Consider the following 18,103-nt stretch of genomic DNA (forward strand, 5'->3'; position numbering starts at 1 on the left):
TCCAGAGAGATAGTTACATGTACCCATTTTAGCATAACAGAGCGTTCCGATTATTGTAAATGTTTAATGTATAACAAAAAAGTTAAATACAATAATATCCATATTCTGAAAGGTGGAAGATAAAGATCTTTTACACCCTGCATGAGGAGGTTTGCCTGTTTGAATAACCAACAGGTATTTTGGGACAAGTTATTAAAATGGTTTGAAGTTAATGCGCGATCTTACCCTTGGAGAATAACTAATGATGTGTATCACATAATGGTTGCTGAATTACTTCTGCAGCAAACTCATGTAAGAAAAGTAGCACCGGTTTATTATAAGATACTTAGACGGTCTACCAGTTTCCCTGAACTTTCACAAGCTAGTCAAGATGAACTTGTATCATTCATTAAACCTATCGGTTTAATCTATAGAGCGCATCGCCTCATAGAAATAGCTAACATAGTAGTAAATGAACATGAAGGTAATTTACCTAACAACTATAAATCACTAATTTCGCTTCCTGGTGTCGGAGACTACATCGCAAAAGCCGTGCTGAGTTATGGCTTCGGAGAAAAAACTGTTCCTGTAGATACAAATGTCATTCGATTGTTCACCAGGTATTTCGCTCTCACTTCCACAGCAGCGCGGCCTCGTACAGATAAAAAACTATTTCAAGCTATAGCTTCACATTTTTCATTAGAGCTGGATTACAGAAATGCAAACTTAGCGATTTTAGATTTGCAGGTTTAATATGTACCTTACAGAAACCATCATGTGCCATTTGTCCATTAGAACGCGGCTGTGAATACAAAAAAACCCTTACTGATTAGTAAAGGTTTAATGAATGTTATACAACTGCCTCTTCATATCTGCTAATTTCTTCTCTTAATTTTCTTTCTATCCGGACACCAAGGTACTCCAGCATTTTCTCCGCAACTGCTCTTCCCAATAGCGGTGGCACCGCATTGCCAATCTGTTGATACTGGGCATCCTTTGGCCCCTCAAAAACAAAATAATCCGGGAATGTCTGCAATCTCGCCGCCTCACGAATGCTAATCGCACGATGAAGCTTAGGATGGATCCACATCGACTTACGGACGTTCAGCACTGTACCTGATGGACTGTCATATTTCAATCGCAAATAAACCGTATTCTGGGTTCTATTTGGATTCGTGTATGTAGTCTTCAGAGAGTCACTCAATTTATGAAAATTTTCGCCTTCTTCTAAAGCCATAAATCTTTCAATTGCTTCCTCAGTTGAATCAGTCATGATGTGATTATAAATGCACGGCTCACCGGCATCGAGATATCTTTGAAGAGGATTTGAATTCGTTCTCGAAACTTTCTTCACAGGAATATCATTTTGAATTTCAGTACCTGGAGGATAGGCTTCCAAATCACCAATTGCATGACCGACTGTATACTTATCTGTTTCCCAATGGATGATTGGATCCGGAAGTCGGATAACTTCACTGCCAGCAATCGTCTCTTTAATCCCGAGAATAAACAGCCGTTCTCTATTTTGTGGAGCTCCATATTCTGATGCATTTAGAATCAAGTGATCGATATTAAACTTGTACTTCAACTTCTTGAATCTTGCCTGTAAATAATCCAAAACACTGTATGTTTGAAGAGTAATGAGGATATTCTCACCATCAAACTTTAAGTCACTAGAATGAATCTTCTTCTCTTTAACCTCATTCAATTTCTGCAGTATTTTTTGTGTTTCGCATATGACTTTAAGGTTATTGAACAACTTGGCACGATCTGTGTCTCCAGTTACCCAATATTCTTCAACCTGAAGGCGTATCTCATGCCAGCACCGTTTGTACTCTGACTCATTACCCCAGAAGCCATTATGTAGATCATCCCAACGATGACTCACATATTTGATGAATGGATCTTTATCGTGTTTAAGATATTTCTCAAACTCCTTTTCCTTCCTTAACATATGAGAGATTTTGGATAAAAAGGTTTTATCATTGATCATGAAGTCCTTTGCACCAAATTGATTCACACTGTCAACCAACTGCTTCCCCCAAGGAATCGGTTCTCCTAATACAATGACCTCTGGTTTAAGAGAAATCCCTAGATCAGTGAAGTTTGACTCATCATCCACTTCAGAATAATAAAACTTATGCTTATCGGATTTTAACGTTTTTACATTCTCCATTAGAAATGCATCAGGATTAAGCTTCTCAATAACATCAGCATATGCTTTGACCAGCTGATTATTGGTGGAAATCAATTCACTCTTCTGCCGATTCGCGTTTGAGAAGCCTTGGCAAGGTGGTCCACCAAAAACAATATGCACTCTTTCCCCCTTAGCCTGGAGGGATGTTGATAATTCATAAATATCCGATTTGAGAAAGTCATTAATATCCCCGAACATCTTTGTACCTTGTTGCGTGTGATTTCGCTTATATGTTTCACGTGCCCATTTATTATTCTCAATTGCAGCAATTATTTTTATTTTACCCGTTTGCAGAAATCCGCTGCTCAGCCCACCAGCCCCTGAAAACAAGTCCACTGCATTTAATATTCTACTAATAACGACACCACCCTCAGAACGAATGTTCTTATTATTCTTAAAAGCATAGCATTCCATAATTACATTTTCAACTTAAAATATTACCATGATTTCATTCTCTCCAAAACATAGAAAACCAGCACAATGAAATGTGCTGGTTTTCTATTAAGCTAATCTTTTTAGTTTCTCCAAGATCATGTCCTCAAGTTCTACCTGCTCATATGAATCCAAAATAGTAACTCCCCCTAGATGATTCACATACATCATAAGCGAGCGAAAATGTTCCCGACTGGGAGTACGGTTCTCTGCCTTTTCCAAACTAACAAGAGAACTAAGAATTGCTTTAGTTATTACCGGATTCCTAGAAAAACTTCGCTCTAGAATACTTTGTGTTATATCTAACTTCGATAAGAGCATTTTTGTCAATTCAAAGGGGTTTTCTCGACTTTCATCGTACGAGACAAATCCGTACCACCACAGTCTCGCAATACCGTTTCTAATTAATGCTCTGTCTCTATTTGCCATGAAAAAATATCGCTCTTGTATTGTATCAGCCGGATTATTTTTTTCCTTTTCTATATAAGTCTCTACCGGCCAACGCTTCCTCATATAAGACCAAAATACAACATGAGTTAAATAAGTCCACAACCGTTCATCTGTGGCTTGGGTGATTGTTAAATTTTTCATTGCGGTATAAATACGTTTAGTATTTTCATAATCGAAGTGCATCGTTGAACTTTGCGGAAGGAGCAAGTCCACATCATGCATCCGAAACCTAGTTTTCCTTGCCCATTCTTGACCTTCAAAATAGGATCCAAGCCAAGCCTCATCTAATTTATATTTATCAAGATTGGGCTTAATATTAACCTTTATCTCATCTAAAATAGCTGTATCCAAATATTTCAAGTCCAACATTAACCCTCCTCTTCCACATTTTCAAGAGCTACCATAGCAGCAGACACAGGGTCTCCAATTAATTTTTGTCCAATTACGACAACCGAATCACTTGAACTAAATAAATCAATATTCATACCTCTAAGTCTTTGCTGTATTACTTGATACCATCTGCAGTCTTCATATTCGAACACATCTTCAACAGTTCTCATCATTTCTAGGATAGAAACAAGTATCGGTAATGTAATTAAGGAGGCCAGAAGCGTCCTCAAACTCTGACTTACAGATAAATACTTGTACCGTTCAAAATTTTCAGTATTTAATTTGATAACAATTTTATTCCCTGAGCAATCATAATCAAGCGGTTGCGAATCTTCTTCATGGTTCGGTACAACAGAGAAGATTGAAGGAATACGCTGAAGCGGATCTACATCTTTATCTGCGTAGAATGTTCGCTCCGAATCAATAGCTAATACGTCACCTTTTTTAATAAAGAAGGCATGTCCATTATAGTCTTCATGGAATTCTGCTATCCTGTAGCTCTCCATTTCTTCCGCTGCGAGAACGAAGGCGCAAATTTGTACCTTCCCCTCAAGATCATCTGCCTGTATTTCAAAAGTAAAAGCATGCTCAAATGAAGTAAACATTTTACGGTACCTGGTGCTCGAACATTCAAAATGGAAGGCGAATCTCGCTTTTTGATCTAAGATGAGCTGATTAAGATCATCACTACTTGTGAAGCAAGTGACCTCAAAAATATAGGTATTCCGAGTTTTTTGAGTCTTTAATGATGTTTGAAAATCCACATCAACTACGTCATCAGAAAAAAAGGACAATACAGGATGAGGGAATTGTCGATAATTAATTTGCATGTATGGAAACCTCCAGCGCACAACGCAGCGGCTCATCTAATGTAATGATAACGCTGCATTTGTTATCTTTTAGAAAGCTGATTGGGCCTATTTTGCCATCGTGACGGACATGAATGGACTCATCCATCCCTTCAATAACAGCCGAACGAATTGAAGCTGGTTCTCCACCAACTTCACCAACGATCTTAATCCCTAAATAACCTAATCTATTATCATCAACCAGAACTGTAACCTTATATTGTCCTGTTTTAGGATCCATACAGAACACTCTTGAATGGTTTAATTTAAGCGGTTTTCTTTTGGACGACTTATCCTCAGCCCTATTATTAGTTTCATCGGATCCAGCGTCTGGCGACTCCGTTTCTGTTGAATCTTCATCGTCCTTACTGTCATCATTATTTGGATCTTGATCGTTACGTTCGGAATCGTCATCCATGTCATCCGAGCTGTCTTCTTCGTTTGAACCCGCACCTTTATCTACCGTATCCTGTCCTGCAGCTTGCTCCATAGCGCCAGCATATACTGCAGACGCCATCGGTCTTCTAACAAATTCTATTTCAATATCTTTAGTCTCTGACTTATCAAATGAGCGAACCTTACCAGTATTAGGTGTTTGCTGCATGTCAGAATTATTTGCAATCATATCAGGCAGATGATCACTCATTCCCTCTACATCCAGTTCTTCGGTTTCCATGTTAATTACAATGGACTTCACTTTGTCATTGATCCATGAATATAGTTTCTTAATGATCCCCTTTGCATAATCTGGATCGTCATATCGTTCAGGTTCCCACGCAGTATGTGTAGGAGGCTCAATCTGTCTCAGGAACGCATTTAAAGCTTCCCCTTTGGCTTGTAGTACACCTGCGAATTTGAAGGGAGTGCGAAAATTTCCTTTATCATAAATTTTCATTCCGGTTGATCGTACCATGGCCACTCGCTTAGATAAGTCTTTCCCAGGAAGGACAAAAAGATCGATCCTTCCCATACCAAGAAAGTTATCATCATAAAAGTGCGCTCTATTCGATAATGTAAAAGCTTCATGATACTGATATGAATATGATTCCGTATCATCTTTCATATACATCTCTAATAGATCAGAAAGCGTAGCAGAATTAATTGTTGTTGCTCCCACAATTACAACCAGTTTCTGCTCTAGAATAGAAACAAAAAAGTTCTCAAGTACAGATTTTATGACTTTTGTTTCCCAACCCTCTTCTGCGTGGAATCCAGCCACAAAAATATCTGTCCCCGTTTCATCTCTTGTGAAGGCCCGATCTATTTTATCCTGCTCATAAATCGGTTTATTGCGAAACTCTTGACCAAAGTAACCTGTACCTTGAGTCGGTTCATTAGTTGAGTCCATATGTGTTACAAGCTTAGATACGCCTTGAAATGCAAAGATTTCCTCATTATCATAAGTACCATAAAAAACGGTCCTTAAATCCGAACATGCAAACGGAGCATGTTTTCCGATCCCAAATGATCCACCAGACTGCGAGCTTTTGTTAGAAGAACCAACGGACTTAATTAAGTTATGCCAGCCCCCCTTGTTGTCTTCCAGTGATCCGGTTAGTCCTGTGGTATTGAAATCGCTAATTTTTAAAAACGGGATTTTTTCTTGGTTCATGATAGAAAGCGCCTGATTAAAGAAATTCGAGGTCTTTGAGTTATCAGACCAATAGGCAAGACAAGATTCTAATGTTTGAACAAACTGCTCCTTACCCGGAAATAAACTTGAATCTATATATTCCAATGAAAATCGCACTTCAACCGGACGTGATGCATCACTGCCCTTAGCGTCACACGAGTTCTGATTGATCTCCCTCGCTAGTGAGTCCCATGGGTTACCTCTGAAAGTTTCAATACCTGCGTCATTTAGCCCTGAAACTTGACCATAATTATTATGTGGAAATTTCCAACCAATCATGTTATGACCCCTCAATCATATTCAGTTGTTTTTTACATTCGACTGCTATTTTTTGAACTAAATCCACAGTTACTGCATTCCCTATTTGCTTGTATTGATGAGACCTTCCCATTCCTTCAGGAAATGTAAATTGTTCATCAAAACCTTGTAGACGAAGGCATTCACGAGGCGTAAGTTTCCTTACCCCCCACTCATCCTCTATAACAGGAACATTATGTCCACCTGCCCCCATATTGGCAGTAAGTGTAAAAGAGCAATCCGATTTATTTTCTCTAACATAAGCCCTTCTAAGAAGATAAATAGAGTTATGTCTGCCTTCTTTCTTCGCCTTCTCCATCTCTTGAACAAATAACTGCCCATATTTACTATCTTTATCAAAGTAGAGCTCAGGCTCGACTGGATGATCCATGTCAAAAAAACTTACAAGTTCTCGACGCACCGCTACTTCAACAGGAAACTGAAATGTGTTCCTTTTAAAGATGTCATTTCTAAAAGCAACCATGTACAACCGTTCTCTATTTTGAGGTATATCTGTATGCAAATTTGTATTAAGAACTCTAGCATTAGGGTTCTGCTTGGCTAGCTCGCCCTTAAGTAAATTTACACTGAATAGATAACCTGCGGATCTTAACTCCTCTCTTATAATGGAAATCGTATTACCATTATCATGACTAAGTAGATTTCGCACATTTTCTAAAACAACCATTTTGGGCCTCTCCGAGCCAAACTCTTTTAGCAGCCTAATGATTTGAAAGAACAATTTCCCTCGAGCATCTTCGAATCCCAATTTATTCCCCGCCTGTGAAAACGATTGGCATGGAAACCCTGCTGTTAAAATATCTACTGGAGCAAGCTTATCCGCACGAACTGAGAGTTCTTCAATCGATTTTTCATATAACACCACTTCTGGGTAGTTATACCTATATGTCTGGCATGCGTGAGAATCGATTTCGTTAGCCCACACGACTTGGAACCCTTCTCGTTTAAACCCTCTGCAAAATCCCCCGATACCCGCGAATAGACTTGCAACTTTATACTTATGTGTAGAATCCTTAATGTTGTATGACAATGCCTTCACCTTTTTCTCAAATTACTGTTAGATTAATGTGCAACCCATTATAATTCTTCTCCAGGGTCGCAAATTCCTCTATAATTCGACAAAAAAGGATTTTCTATTTTCTCCATTTAATTTTTTGTTGTCTAGTCAAACATAAATGGTTGGCATAAATCCATGACTAAAGATCTAATACTATTAGACCATAGGTATTTGACAACAGTCTGTCAGGGAATGTATGTTTGTATATTGAGTTCTAGTCTCCTAAACCCTCACATACTCCCCCCGATGCAGAAACCACAACCCCGCCTCTTTCACATGCATTTCAAACGCCCTCTCCAGCTCATTCGCATATGCCTGTACCTGCGGGCGGTAGAATTCCACAAAAGCCTCCAGTTGCCCTTCCTCGTACACATCCGTCTTAAAGTCGACGATGACCCAGCCGTCTTCCTCCTCGAACAGATAATCGATTACGCCTTTCAGAATCTTTTGTGAGACCGCCTCTTCCCCGGCAACCGTCTCCATCTTCGTTCGGAAAGGAAGCTCATGGATGCGTCTCTTCGCCGCTAATCCCCGCTTCCAGATGTCATGCTCCGTAACATCCTGCAACATACAAAACACATCCGCTAGCAGTGCATCTGCTAAACCTTCTTCCATTGCAATAGCATGCACATCCGATTTAAGTTCATCAATTGATTGTCCAGTCCCAAGAAGCTCTATGCAGCGATGCACCGTGCTTCCGAATGCCATCCCTCGTCCAGCTAGGGGCCGAGGCGGTTGCTGCCCTGACCCTTTCGCCATCTCCGTCACGGTTTCGATCCGATACGATGGCGCCGCAAGAGCTACCCGCTCTCCTTTGCTGGTTCTCGCATCTTCGGCTTCGTCATGCCGTACATTATATATTGGCGATTCAATTTCACTCACCGTTACATCCTCAAGCTCCTTCGCGTCCTCAAGGCTGCTCTCGAAGGCGCTCCATGGATCAATTGCCGGGCGATCCGGGTAACGGCTGATAATGAGCAATTGCTTTGCCCTAGTGGCCGCGACATAGAGCAAGCGCTCCTTCTCCGCATTCATATATAAGCGCTCCCGCTCCGCAAGATCATTCCACCCCGGTGGATGTGCAAGCATTTCAGTTTGGAAGCCACGCTTGCGCGTGATGCTGAAATATCCTTGAATGATCTCGCCTGTCCGATCGACATGTTCCGTGGCATCATGATCGGATTCTCCGCACGGACAAGCCAGGAAGACTACGGACGCTTCCAAACCTTTGGCTTTATGCAAGTTCATGATCCGCACCGCATCCTGCTGACCAGCAAATAAATCTTCTCCTTCTAATGTGGTTCCCTCCATAAGGCGCACCAAATACGAACAGAGCTCCGGCCAGCTCGCGACCGATAATTCTTCGCGTTGCAGCACGTACAGTAACTTAATCAACGTGCCGGCTCGGTTCGAGCCGCTTTGTCCGATGGCGGCAAGCGGAATCACGCCTAGATCATCAATGATGCTCATCAATGCCGACAACGCCGACATTCTTCTCGTTTTACGCCAATACGCTGCCAGCCGCTCCAATACTTCATATACCGGCATGGCTGTCGCAGACACAGACGTGCGATCCGGCATGTACACATAAGAGATAGGGAAGCCCTCCATTTTATAATGGTACAAGGCATTGTCGCTGACACCGAACAGCGTGCCGCGCAGCACGGCAAGAAGCGCGATTCGATCATCAGGATCATTCAAGCACTTCGCAAGCACAGATAAACCGACGATTTCCTCTTGCAGACTCGACCCGCCTGCGGTAATGGCTGGCACGCCGTACCGCTCCAGTTGCTGCGCATAGAGGTGCAAATATTCTTTATGTTTATGCAGGACGAGAAAGTCTCCCGGCACCGCGGGTCTGCAAGCCGACTCTCCCGAAGCTTCCTTCTCCTCAATCTTCAAATTTCCAGCACAAGCCCATGCGATATATCGAGCTGTTCGCTCGGCATCAGCCTCAGCAATCACCGTTTTCCCGCCTGCCAGCTTCGGAATCGTTATCATACGAACTCCGTGCACGGCACCGGATCGTGGAGACGGATCAGCAGTCATGGTCTCCATATGAACGAACGCTGCCTGATGCTCGGCCTCGGTCCTTGGGAACCGGGAGTTGAATTCATAATTCACGAACTTCCCAATTGTATGTACGGAGCGGAAATTCGAACTTAACTGCAACACCTCTCCGCAGGCGGCAATCTTGCTTTTCACCGCATTGTACGTGGAAATATCCGCCCGCCGGAATCGGTAGATCGACTGCTTCGGGTCGCCTACGACGAATAGGGAGCCAGGCTTCGGTACCGCTTCACGCCAGTTGGACTGTGCGGGATCAACGCCCGTGAGCAGCAGCATGAGTTCTGCTTGAATTGGATCCGTATCCTGGAATTCATCCACGAATAGTCTCGCATAGCGGTCAGCGAAGTAACGGCGCACATGCTCATGTTCCCGAAGCAGCGAAGCCGCGCGCATGAGCAAATCCTGAAAATCCAACAAACCCTGTTCATCTCGCCTTCTGGCTCCATACTGAATCGCTGGCAATACGAACGAGATCAACTTCGGATAAAGATGCTCTCTCCATGACCGTAGGAAAGGCGTCAGGACGCGGATTTGCCAATCTTGAAAAGCCGTTTTCAACCGCTTGGCCATTTCCTTGTCCGTCCAACGATTCAAGGTTGCTTTTATTTCCCGTTCAAACAGAAGTGCCAGATTTAATACGCGCATGTCATCCGATAAGCCATGCACCTGAATCATCCTTCTGCCATCGCGAACCATCTGCTGCAGGCTGTCCCAGCCTTTCTCCGGCTTATAGGCCGGCAGATAGGCGAACGCTTCGTCCATCATAGGTGGCAGAGAGAGACGAATGAGGTCAAAATCCGGTCGCGGAACAGCATTCAACTCCAGATAAACATCCGTATACTGGGAAACTCGGTGATAGACTTGCCGGAGATCTTCAACCGAAACTTGCAACGATTCCAAAGGCGCTGTCTCCCGCCTCTCAACGGATTCGTTTGACTGCTGCAGATACTCATCCCAACAGCGATCTCGAAATGCCAGTGCCTCTTGCTCCTCCAACTCCCGAAATAGAGGATCGAGCTTCGCCTCAATTGGACGCTCGCGCAAGAGTCTGCCGCAGAAAGAGTGAATCGTCCCGATATAGCAGCGATCGATGGTTTGCAGCGCTTGGTTCAAGAGCGGAGCGGTTTCCTCGTCGATCGAACTGCTCGCCCGCTTTTCCAGCTCCAGGCGGAACCGACTCTTCAGCTCGTCAGCTGCTTTTCGCGTGAACGTGATTGCCGCGATCTGCTCCGTCGTCGCCTTCCCTTGTTCAATGAGGGCAATCATTCTGCCTACAAGAGAAGTCGTCTTGCCGGATCCGGCTCCGGCCTCTACCAGAAACGTAGTATCCAGATCCTGAAGTATGCGATCCCTCGCCGATTGATCGTTATACATAGCGAGCCACCTCCTTGAGTTGACGCAAGATCATAGCGTTCCCTGCGTCCTTCCATTTGTCCGCGAATAGCGCCGAATCATTCCCGCAAACCTCTCGATAATCGCACCATCTGCAGTGCTTATCCTCGGTCGTCGGAACGAATACGCCGGATTCCATAGCCTGCAGCAAGTTGGCCATCAGCTCGGCAAGTTCCGTTCTTCTGTTCTGCAAGCGTAATACTTCTTCTCCTCTGCCCCGCTCCGTCGGAAAATAATAAGCCGACTCCACTACCTTCGCTTCCGTATCCATTCCAGTTCGCCTAAGCCATTGTTCCACAGCCACTGCATACAGTGCATGTTGAAGCTGCGTTCCGTGTACGAAATACTCGTTCTCTTCGTATTTGCTCGATCTTCCCGTTTTATAGTCAAGGATCTTGTATTCATGCGGACGAATTTCATCCACCCGGTCCACGAAGCCCCTAAGCCGCAGCACCAGTCCGTTCTCCAATACCACATTGAACGGCTCCCCATCCTCCTCCAGCTCCAGTTCGAAATACCGCGGTTTCGTCTTCCTTGCCTGTTCCATATTAAAGAACACGTCGACATCTTTCCGAATAGATTCCGCTTCCGCATGATATATATGAGGGCTCGGCGGCGGCACCATGTCTTGGAATTCCTTAAGCGTCTGCTCGGTTATGTACAGCAGCCGCGAGCGATCATGACAAGGCTCGCCATTGTTCGTCAGCGATACGGCTTCTTGCAGATAAAGCTGATAAATACGGTGCAAGAGATTTCCGCGATCAGCTGCTCCAAGCCAATGCGAGCGGTCGAACACTGCGGTATCCTTATCCCGAATCTTTAATATGGATCCATACAGAAATCTTCTCGGGCATTCCGCATATCGCTCTAGCAGGGTCACGCTCACGTGCTTCTCCGAGCGGCCGGCGTAGTGGATCGCGAACGTGTTTGTATCCAGGAGACCCTCGTACTCAGAAATCTGTGAATTCCCGCGCAGCCTGTCAGCACGGTCAGCCCTGAAAGCAAAACGATACGCCCCCAGCAGCGACGGCAGTCCGTTGCTTACCTTGCTGCCTGCCGCCAGCCGCCTTAACCAACGGTCGGAACCATCCAGTTCGTGCGCTGCTCTGTCGCCAAGAACCGACGCATAACCAATAGGCCGGCCAAGATAGCTGTTCATCGCCGAGTAATCCATCAATGGATTTCCGGTTAGGATTCGGCAAACCTGAAGCAGTTCAAAGGCCGCATGCTCCTCTTGCTGGTCCGTAGGATCATACGAGCTGAAACTCAGCGTCACGTTTCCGTTGATCCTGCCCAAGCGGCTGTTTCTTTCCTGCAACTTCCGTTCGGTCAGCTGAATCGACGCAGGCATATTCCCAATGCACTCACGCTCATTATCCAGCAGAACCGGGTCCTGCTTCGATTGAATCGACCAAGCGGATTCACTCATACCTGCAATGAATGTATGATGGCGTCCGGAATCGCCCCCTTCCTGCAGGGAAGAGACGTAGATGCATCCGCTTCTTGGACCGGCACTAAGAACGCGAATGCCGGTTATAATGTCGGTCACGTATCGTATGGCGCTTTCACTACTCGCTGTACGCGGCTGAACGATAGACAGCCGATCAGCCAACTCGTAAAGCTTTGATAGTACCTCTCCATCCTCCAGACTTACAGGCACGGCACAGCTGTCCAAAAACTGAATTAACGCCCGAAGCACTGTAAGCGGGCTCCAAATCTCCTTTTCAGGCAGAACTGCGAATATATTGTTGAACACCTCATGCAACAACCGAATCGCAGCCATATCCTCAGCTGTCCCAGTTAAGTCTGCGACTGAGTTGTCTAAGAGCGCATATCGCGCTCTTCCCCATCCAATGCCGCTTCGTTCCAATGCCCGAATAAGGCTGGTAGTCGAAGATACACCATCATCTTCATCATCAGGACCCGGGCCGAACAAAATCCATCCCTGGCGGAGTGCATGCAGTATACAATCCACCTCATAGTTGCCTGCCAGCCATTCCAGATAAGTCAGCGCAGCCTTACCAACGTGCGAGAATGAGGCCGGTAAACCATGTGAGTAGGTGCAGGGAATGTCCAAAGACTGCGTAATCGTATGTAGCATGATACTGCAATGATGGTAAGAAGAGAGGATGATCTCAACTTGGTCGAATGGAGTTTGGCTGCTGCCTACTCGCCGCAGTACTTCTCGAAGCTCAGCCATGCTGCCAGCTGCCCGAAATAACTCAGGCCTCGTCCTCGATGGGCTGAACAGCGAAACCGGGAATACCGCATCCTCCTCCAGCACGTGTAAGCGAGCTCCGGTAGTTCGCGCAAGCATTTCCCGCTCAACCGCTGTATACGATACGATCCCGTTAACAATAATCTGCTCCTTGTCATTACCAGTTAGATTATTTGAATCGTCTGCATCGGTACTTAACTTCACATAAGGCAGCAGCCCTGCAAAATCGGTGAGATTCCGTTCATTTAACCGCTTCTCATATGCGGTCAGCAGCTCAACTATATACAAGCCTTTTCGTTCGTGCTCAAACATGCCAATGGTTAAATCTTCCGCCTTCAGGCGTGCTTCCCTCAAGTCCAAGATAGCCTGATGAAAGCTATGTACGATACCAGGTCTCATCATATCAGCCGGCAGGTAATTCGCATGCTGGCAGGCGGCATCCATCATTAATTCGTTGATCAGCCAAAAAGTCTGATCCGCGTCAAGTAAGATGATACCTCGCCTGGCGAGCTCCCGCTTCGTTCGCTTTGTGACTAACGACTGAATCGTTTCGATTACAATATTCATGATCGGACCATATTCCGAACAGAGCCGGGTCAACCATTGTTCACCCTGCTCATAACGGTCAGCCAGAATGATTTTCCGATTAAAAGGGTTCTCGCCGCTCATTTCATACAGCTTTTCCATCCAAGATGAATTCATAGGTTTGTGCACCGCCTCACATGCATTTAGTTCTTTAGTTTCATATATCGGCCAAAAGAACTATTTTCGTAATACGAGACTATCTATGAATTCCATTGTTTGGATTTATTTCGCATCTTACCTCTAATCATCATTCTTCATTCTTCTGACAGCATCTCGAATTAATGTATCTCTCAAGACAAATCGAATGATTCCCTCTGAAGAACCACCGAACGAATCATAAATTTTCCCCGCGCTTCTGCAGCCCTTCGGCACCGTAGCGATACTATTCGCCACATAGCCGATTTTACCGAAAGGTACGATTTCGGCAAGTATCGCTTCCTCATCGTGTACATTGTCCGGCTCTTTCGTCAATTTCACTTTCATCCCGACTCTCGCCATTTGAATACCTTGATAATGATTCGTTCCTGTTACCGCTAGATAGCGATTCTCCATCTCGTGAACGCCCCCCGTGCTTTTTCTTCATTATGACGGCCGATACCGACATATGGGCGTCAGCGAATGTCCGTTCGCTCGCAAAAAAGAGACCCTTGTCGAACAGGTCCCCTGGAAATACGATTGGTTATTTGTTGTACATCGCTGCCCATTCTTCTAATTGTTTCTTTATCGATTCCTTGGCCGACTTCGGCTCCAAGATCTCCGCTTCCGGACCATATTGAAGAATCCACCTCATGAATTCTTTCTCGTTATTGACCGTGACCTCGAACGTCATGCTGCCGTCTTTATGATCTTTCATGCGAGGGTGCACGAACAACTCTTCTTCTTTGATATAACGGGCAACCGCGGCGCTGAATCGAACCTTGAAAGTTATATTCTTGTCCCCTTGTTCGATCGACCACGTGTTCTTTAGATGCTTCCTTATGTTGAAATCGCCTTTATCGAACGACTCGGTCGAGAGCTCCACTTTAAGAAAACGGCTGATTCGGAACGTTCGAATTCCCTGCTTCAAATGGCAGTAACCAATTAAATAGAAACGCTGGTCACGCGGAACAAGGTAGTAAGGATCAATCTGGCGTTCCGTTGTCTCATTCCTTGACTGCGTGTGGTATTCCGTAGTAATCGTTCGCTGCTCCAGGATAGCCTGAATAATGGGCTGCAAAAAATTCGGGCTTTCTTTGCGATAGGCCGGCGTACCCATTTGAATAATGCCGGTAATATCTTCGATTAGATTATTTTGACGGGACTTTTCTTTAAGATGCGTCCCCATCACCTTGTCATAAGCGGTATCGAAGCCGGGAGGCAGCTTCTCCTTGTCCAGCATCGAGGGAAGCAGCGAGAACACGAGCGCCTCCTGCTCCGTAAAATTAAGCGGATAGAGAAAGAACTTGCCCATAAACCGATAACCGGTGCCCCTGCCTTCGCGTTGAACTGGAGCAATCAAATCGAGAATATCCATATCTCTATAAATGGTGCGGATGTTCACATCGCATTTGAAGGCAAGATCCTTCGCGGATATGCCAGGGTTGGCCTGAATAGCGTTGATGATATTAAATATGCGTATGACTTTATCAATCATGGTCGTTCTCCTCAACAGTGTTTTACGATTCTAGTAGGGTTATATTCGACATGGTCCCGCAGCATCCTCCAATATCCACCCAATTTTACAATCATTTCTTGCGTTCGTTTCAGATTCAGTCCTCGACCTGCCCTTTAATCGTGTATAGAACGCTAGCGTTTCCGTATGTTTAATGCCTAACTGTTCAATGATATCCGCAATCTCCAATTGAATACCTTTCTTGCAGTCCATAGGTTCCATTCCTCCAAGTTGTTTCTGAGTATATCCTCACAATAAAGGATATTTCTGACAACTATTTGTCAAGAACATACGTTTGTAGGCGGGATTTTATCAAACACCTGTTCGAGACATCCAGGTGTCACCACGTATTCACTATACTGCTTTCAAGGAAGCATGATGAAGGGAGACATCATATGAAATATATTGTGTTTGATCTTGAATTTACTGTATCGCATACACGGAAACAGCTGTCGGAGATCATCGAAATCGGAGCGATCGAGATTCGCAAACTGGAAGGTCGATTGGTCATGACCGATCTTTTTCATACCCACGTAAAGCCGAAGTGTGCGCCGGTAATCACAAAATCGACGACGGACTTTACCGGAATTACGCAGGAACAAGTTCAACAGGCTCCGTATTTCGGCGATGCTGCCAAAGCGTTTCAAGAATGGATCGGTCCTGAGGAATATTACCTTTTTTCATGGGGACCTGACGATAAATATCAATTCATTAAAGAATGCCGCATCAATAATCTCGATCTCGGCATTTTACAGAATTTCAATGATTTGCAGCTGCAGTTTACTCGGTTGCAGGGAGCAGACATTCACCAGCGCCTCGGACTGATGAAGTCCCTGGCACTCCTGAACATTTCATTTTTCGGGCAGCAGCATAATGCACTGGACGATGCGTTCAATACGGCCAAGCTATTCATGACCGTATTCCCGAAGCTGACTTTCACTAGAAATAATGCTGCGGACGACTACATATATACGAGTGAAATCGTGTACTCTACCGGGCAAGAAGAAGCTTATCGGCCTTTTGGTGAACTGGCTTTGCGGCTTGGGATGTTGGGATAATTGTACCGTGAGTTCTTCAAAGATGGGGATAGATTTCTTGAGTGGACAAAAGTGATTTTATCTAGGAAAAGCGCGCTCTTTATAATTAATATATATAAACAAAGGAGATAAATGAATGGAAGCATCCAAAATTTCTGTAAATAATGTGCGAGGTTTAAATAAAATTGAAAAGCGTGCATTAATTATAATATTATTGGCATGTTTACTATTAAGTATTGTTGTCGTGTTTTGGGCAGTTCCGAAAACTGTAGGATGGTTGCAAATGCCACTAGCTCTTCTATGCTTTTGCCTGTTTGGTATTATCTCGAGAGAAATTGCATTAAAAATTCTATCGGGAGCCACTCGACGGAATACTAATATTTCTTATGTAAAAACCATTCTATACGCCGACATTGTTTTTTATTATATGATAAATGATTATTGGGCGAATAAAGAACATACTGATCTGAATCATCCAACATGGCACAATTTGGTTGGATTAACACCAGAACATGCGATTATTGTTGGAATTTCAGTACTTGAAATGTATTCGAACTATAAATCTTGGGCCTCAAAGCCTAAAGTTAGATTAATAAGTAAAAGAAAACGATAAACGATTTTAGAATGGATATAACGCAACTATGTTGACTGTCGGACGCGGAAGATTGAAAAATAAGAGAGCAGCCTTAAACAGCTGCTCTCTTAAATAACTCTACACTGGATTTACTCCTAATAGAGGAAGCAATGATTTTGAAACCAGCCCTAGAATTATAAGATGAGAGGATACCCCCGATTTTCCATTCGGTATACTCCACATCACTGTTGTGTAAAACACTCCTAAACTGCTTCAATGCCTCATCAAGACTGCCATCGGTTGAGTACAAGCATTCCGATATGTGATGGATGGGATATACACCGATCCCCTTTTGAATATTATAAAATTCAGATCATAGCATATTATTTTACAGTATGGTTTTAGTAATTCATCAACTGCAACCAATGTTTAATTATCGAATGATTATAGAGTGATTACATCCATAATCAATTTTCATTTAGAACTAACGCATATCCGTCTTCAGCCCAAAATCACTAAATTCAATGCTGAAATATTGCCAAGAAGAAAAGGGCGAGTGAAAATCAGGGCAAATTTCAGAACTTCGTCGGCTCATATCTTCAAAATTAAGTGTTTTTCCAAATACTCTTGCCAATAATTCTCTTTATCCCCTTCTATATCATGTAACCAGAAGTACATCATAATCATTTCGAGATATTGTTTCCTTCCCTTTATAAAAGGTTTGCTAGAGATTCTCATATAAATTGAATTCAAATTGAATAAATTACTTTTCAGCTTAATGTCATACTCATATTTCCTCCAACTGTCCTTACTCTTGATTTTATGGCTTGCTGGCCATTGATCTTCACTATTAGAAAATCGATGTACCCAATCACTACAAAATGTTTTTGCCACGTCTTTTCAATCCAATGATCCACTTCATCTGAAATAAGTATTTTATTCAAACCGTCATTTGGCTGACTTTGAATTTGATGATAATCCTTAATAAACCAAAACAACATTTCTGTCTGATCCTTCAAAAAAGGATTCTTCTTAACAAGTTGGGCATAGCATTCGTAGGATGAGCTTCTGAAATCGCTGTCTGAACAATACAAATAAAAAAGCTCATCTTTTTTCAGAAAATTGATAATTAATCGATTCAGTTGTTTATTATGTTCGTCATATATACTGACCAACCATTCTTGAATCTCTGAATCATATTGTGAAATTCCCTTCTTGTACTTATCAAGTCGCTCATTATTCAATACAGTCTGCTCATCCATCTTTGTAATC

General features: G+C 43.6%; 13 protein-coding genes. 3 read left to right on the plus strand and 10 right to left on the minus strand.

What is annotated here, in order from left to right; all coding sequences use genetic code 11:
* Positions 1–159 precede the first annotated feature (159 nt).
* The gene (locus tag AC0YNU_RS23805; protein WP_475761179.1) at positions 160–732 is read left to right on the plus strand and encodes an HhH-GPD family protein; all 573 of its coding nucleotides are present in this window, start codon (positions 160–162) and stop codon (positions 730–732) included.
* A gap of 97 nt (positions 733–829) precedes the next feature.
* Here the strand turns inward: AC0YNU_RS23805 and AC0YNU_RS23810 are convergent, their stop codons facing one another.
* The 9 genes from AC0YNU_RS23810 to AC0YNU_RS23850 all read right to left on the minus strand — a co-directional run bounded on the left by AC0YNU_RS23810 (position 830) and on the right by AC0YNU_RS23850 (position 15,202).
* Positions 830–2,590 carry a DNA cytosine methyltransferase gene (locus tag AC0YNU_RS23810; RefSeq protein WP_475761180.1) on the minus strand — a complete coding sequence of 587 codons (1,761 nt, stop codon included), beginning with the start codon at positions 2,588–2,590 and terminating at the stop codon, positions 830–832.
* 87 nt (positions 2,591–2,677) lie between these two features.
* Complete coding sequence (locus tag AC0YNU_RS23815; protein ID WP_475761181.1) at positions 2,678–3,427, minus strand: DUF6339 family protein; 750 nt, start codon at positions 3,425–3,427, stop codon at positions 2,678–2,680.
* Positions 3,427–4,278 carry a hypothetical protein gene (locus AC0YNU_RS23820; protein WP_475761182.1) on the minus strand — a complete coding sequence of 284 codons (852 nt, stop codon included), beginning with the start codon at positions 4,276–4,278 and terminating at the stop codon, positions 3,427–3,429. Before AC0YNU_RS23820 ends, AC0YNU_RS23815 begins: the two co-directional genes overlap by 1 nt.
* Complete coding sequence (locus AC0YNU_RS23825) at positions 4,268–6,208, minus strand: hypothetical protein (protein ID WP_475761183.1); 1,941 nt, start codon at positions 6,206–6,208, stop codon at positions 4,268–4,270. The genes AC0YNU_RS23820 and AC0YNU_RS23825 overlap by 11 nt, the downstream gene beginning before the upstream one ends.
* 1 nt (position 6,209) lies before the next feature.
* Positions 6,210–7,286: a DNA cytosine methyltransferase gene (locus AC0YNU_RS23830; RefSeq protein ID WP_475761184.1), complete on the minus strand. Its 1,077-nt coding sequence runs from the start codon at positions 7,284–7,286 to the stop codon at positions 6,210–6,212.
* A gap of 240 nt (positions 7,287–7,526) precedes the next feature.
* Positions 7,527–10,748 carry a UvrD-helicase domain-containing protein gene (locus AC0YNU_RS23835; protein WP_475761185.1) on the minus strand — a complete coding sequence of 1,074 codons (3,222 nt, stop codon included), beginning with the start codon at positions 10,746–10,748 and terminating at the stop codon, positions 7,527–7,529.
* Positions 10,741–13,686, minus strand: coding sequence for a PD-(D/E)XK nuclease family protein (locus tag AC0YNU_RS23840; RefSeq protein ID WP_475761186.1), 2,946 nt, complete (start codon positions 13,684–13,686; stop codon positions 10,741–10,743). The genes AC0YNU_RS23835 and AC0YNU_RS23840 overlap by 8 nt, the downstream gene beginning before the upstream one ends.
* 123 nt (positions 13,687–13,809) lie before the next feature.
* Entirely contained in the window at positions 13,810–14,121 is a 312-nt protein-coding gene (locus AC0YNU_RS23845) for an HIRAN domain-containing protein (protein WP_475761187.1), read from the minus strand.
* A gap of 127 nt (positions 14,122–14,248) precedes the next feature.
* The gene (locus tag AC0YNU_RS23850) at positions 14,249–15,202 is read right to left on the minus strand and encodes a helix-turn-helix transcriptional regulator (protein ID WP_475761188.1); all 954 of its coding nucleotides are present in this window, start codon (positions 15,200–15,202) and stop codon (positions 14,249–14,251) included.
* A gap of 413 nt (positions 15,203–15,615) precedes the next feature.
* Between AC0YNU_RS23850 and AC0YNU_RS23855 the strand changes: the two genes are divergently transcribed.
* Both AC0YNU_RS23855 and AC0YNU_RS23860 read left to right on the plus strand, forming a co-directional pair.
* Positions 15,616–16,278 (plus strand): 3'-5' exonuclease, encoded by a 663-nt coding sequence (locus AC0YNU_RS23855; RefSeq protein WP_475761189.1) that lies wholly within the window; start codon positions 15,616–15,618, stop codon positions 16,276–16,278.
* Positions 16,279–16,393: 115 nt separating this feature from the next.
* On the plus strand, positions 16,394–16,870 hold the full coding sequence (locus AC0YNU_RS23860) for a hypothetical protein (protein WP_475761190.1): 477 nt from the start codon (positions 16,394–16,396) through the stop codon (positions 16,868–16,870).
* Between the two features lie 731 nt (positions 16,871–17,601).
* Here the strand turns inward: AC0YNU_RS23860 and AC0YNU_RS23865 are convergent.
* Positions 17,602–18,093, minus strand: coding sequence for a hypothetical protein (locus tag AC0YNU_RS23865; RefSeq protein WP_475761191.1), 492 nt, complete (start codon positions 18,091–18,093; stop codon positions 17,602–17,604).
* Positions 18,094–18,103: the final 10 nt, after the last annotated feature.

The sequence above is a fragment of the Paenibacillus sp. J31P316 genome (genome assembly GCF_056269105.1).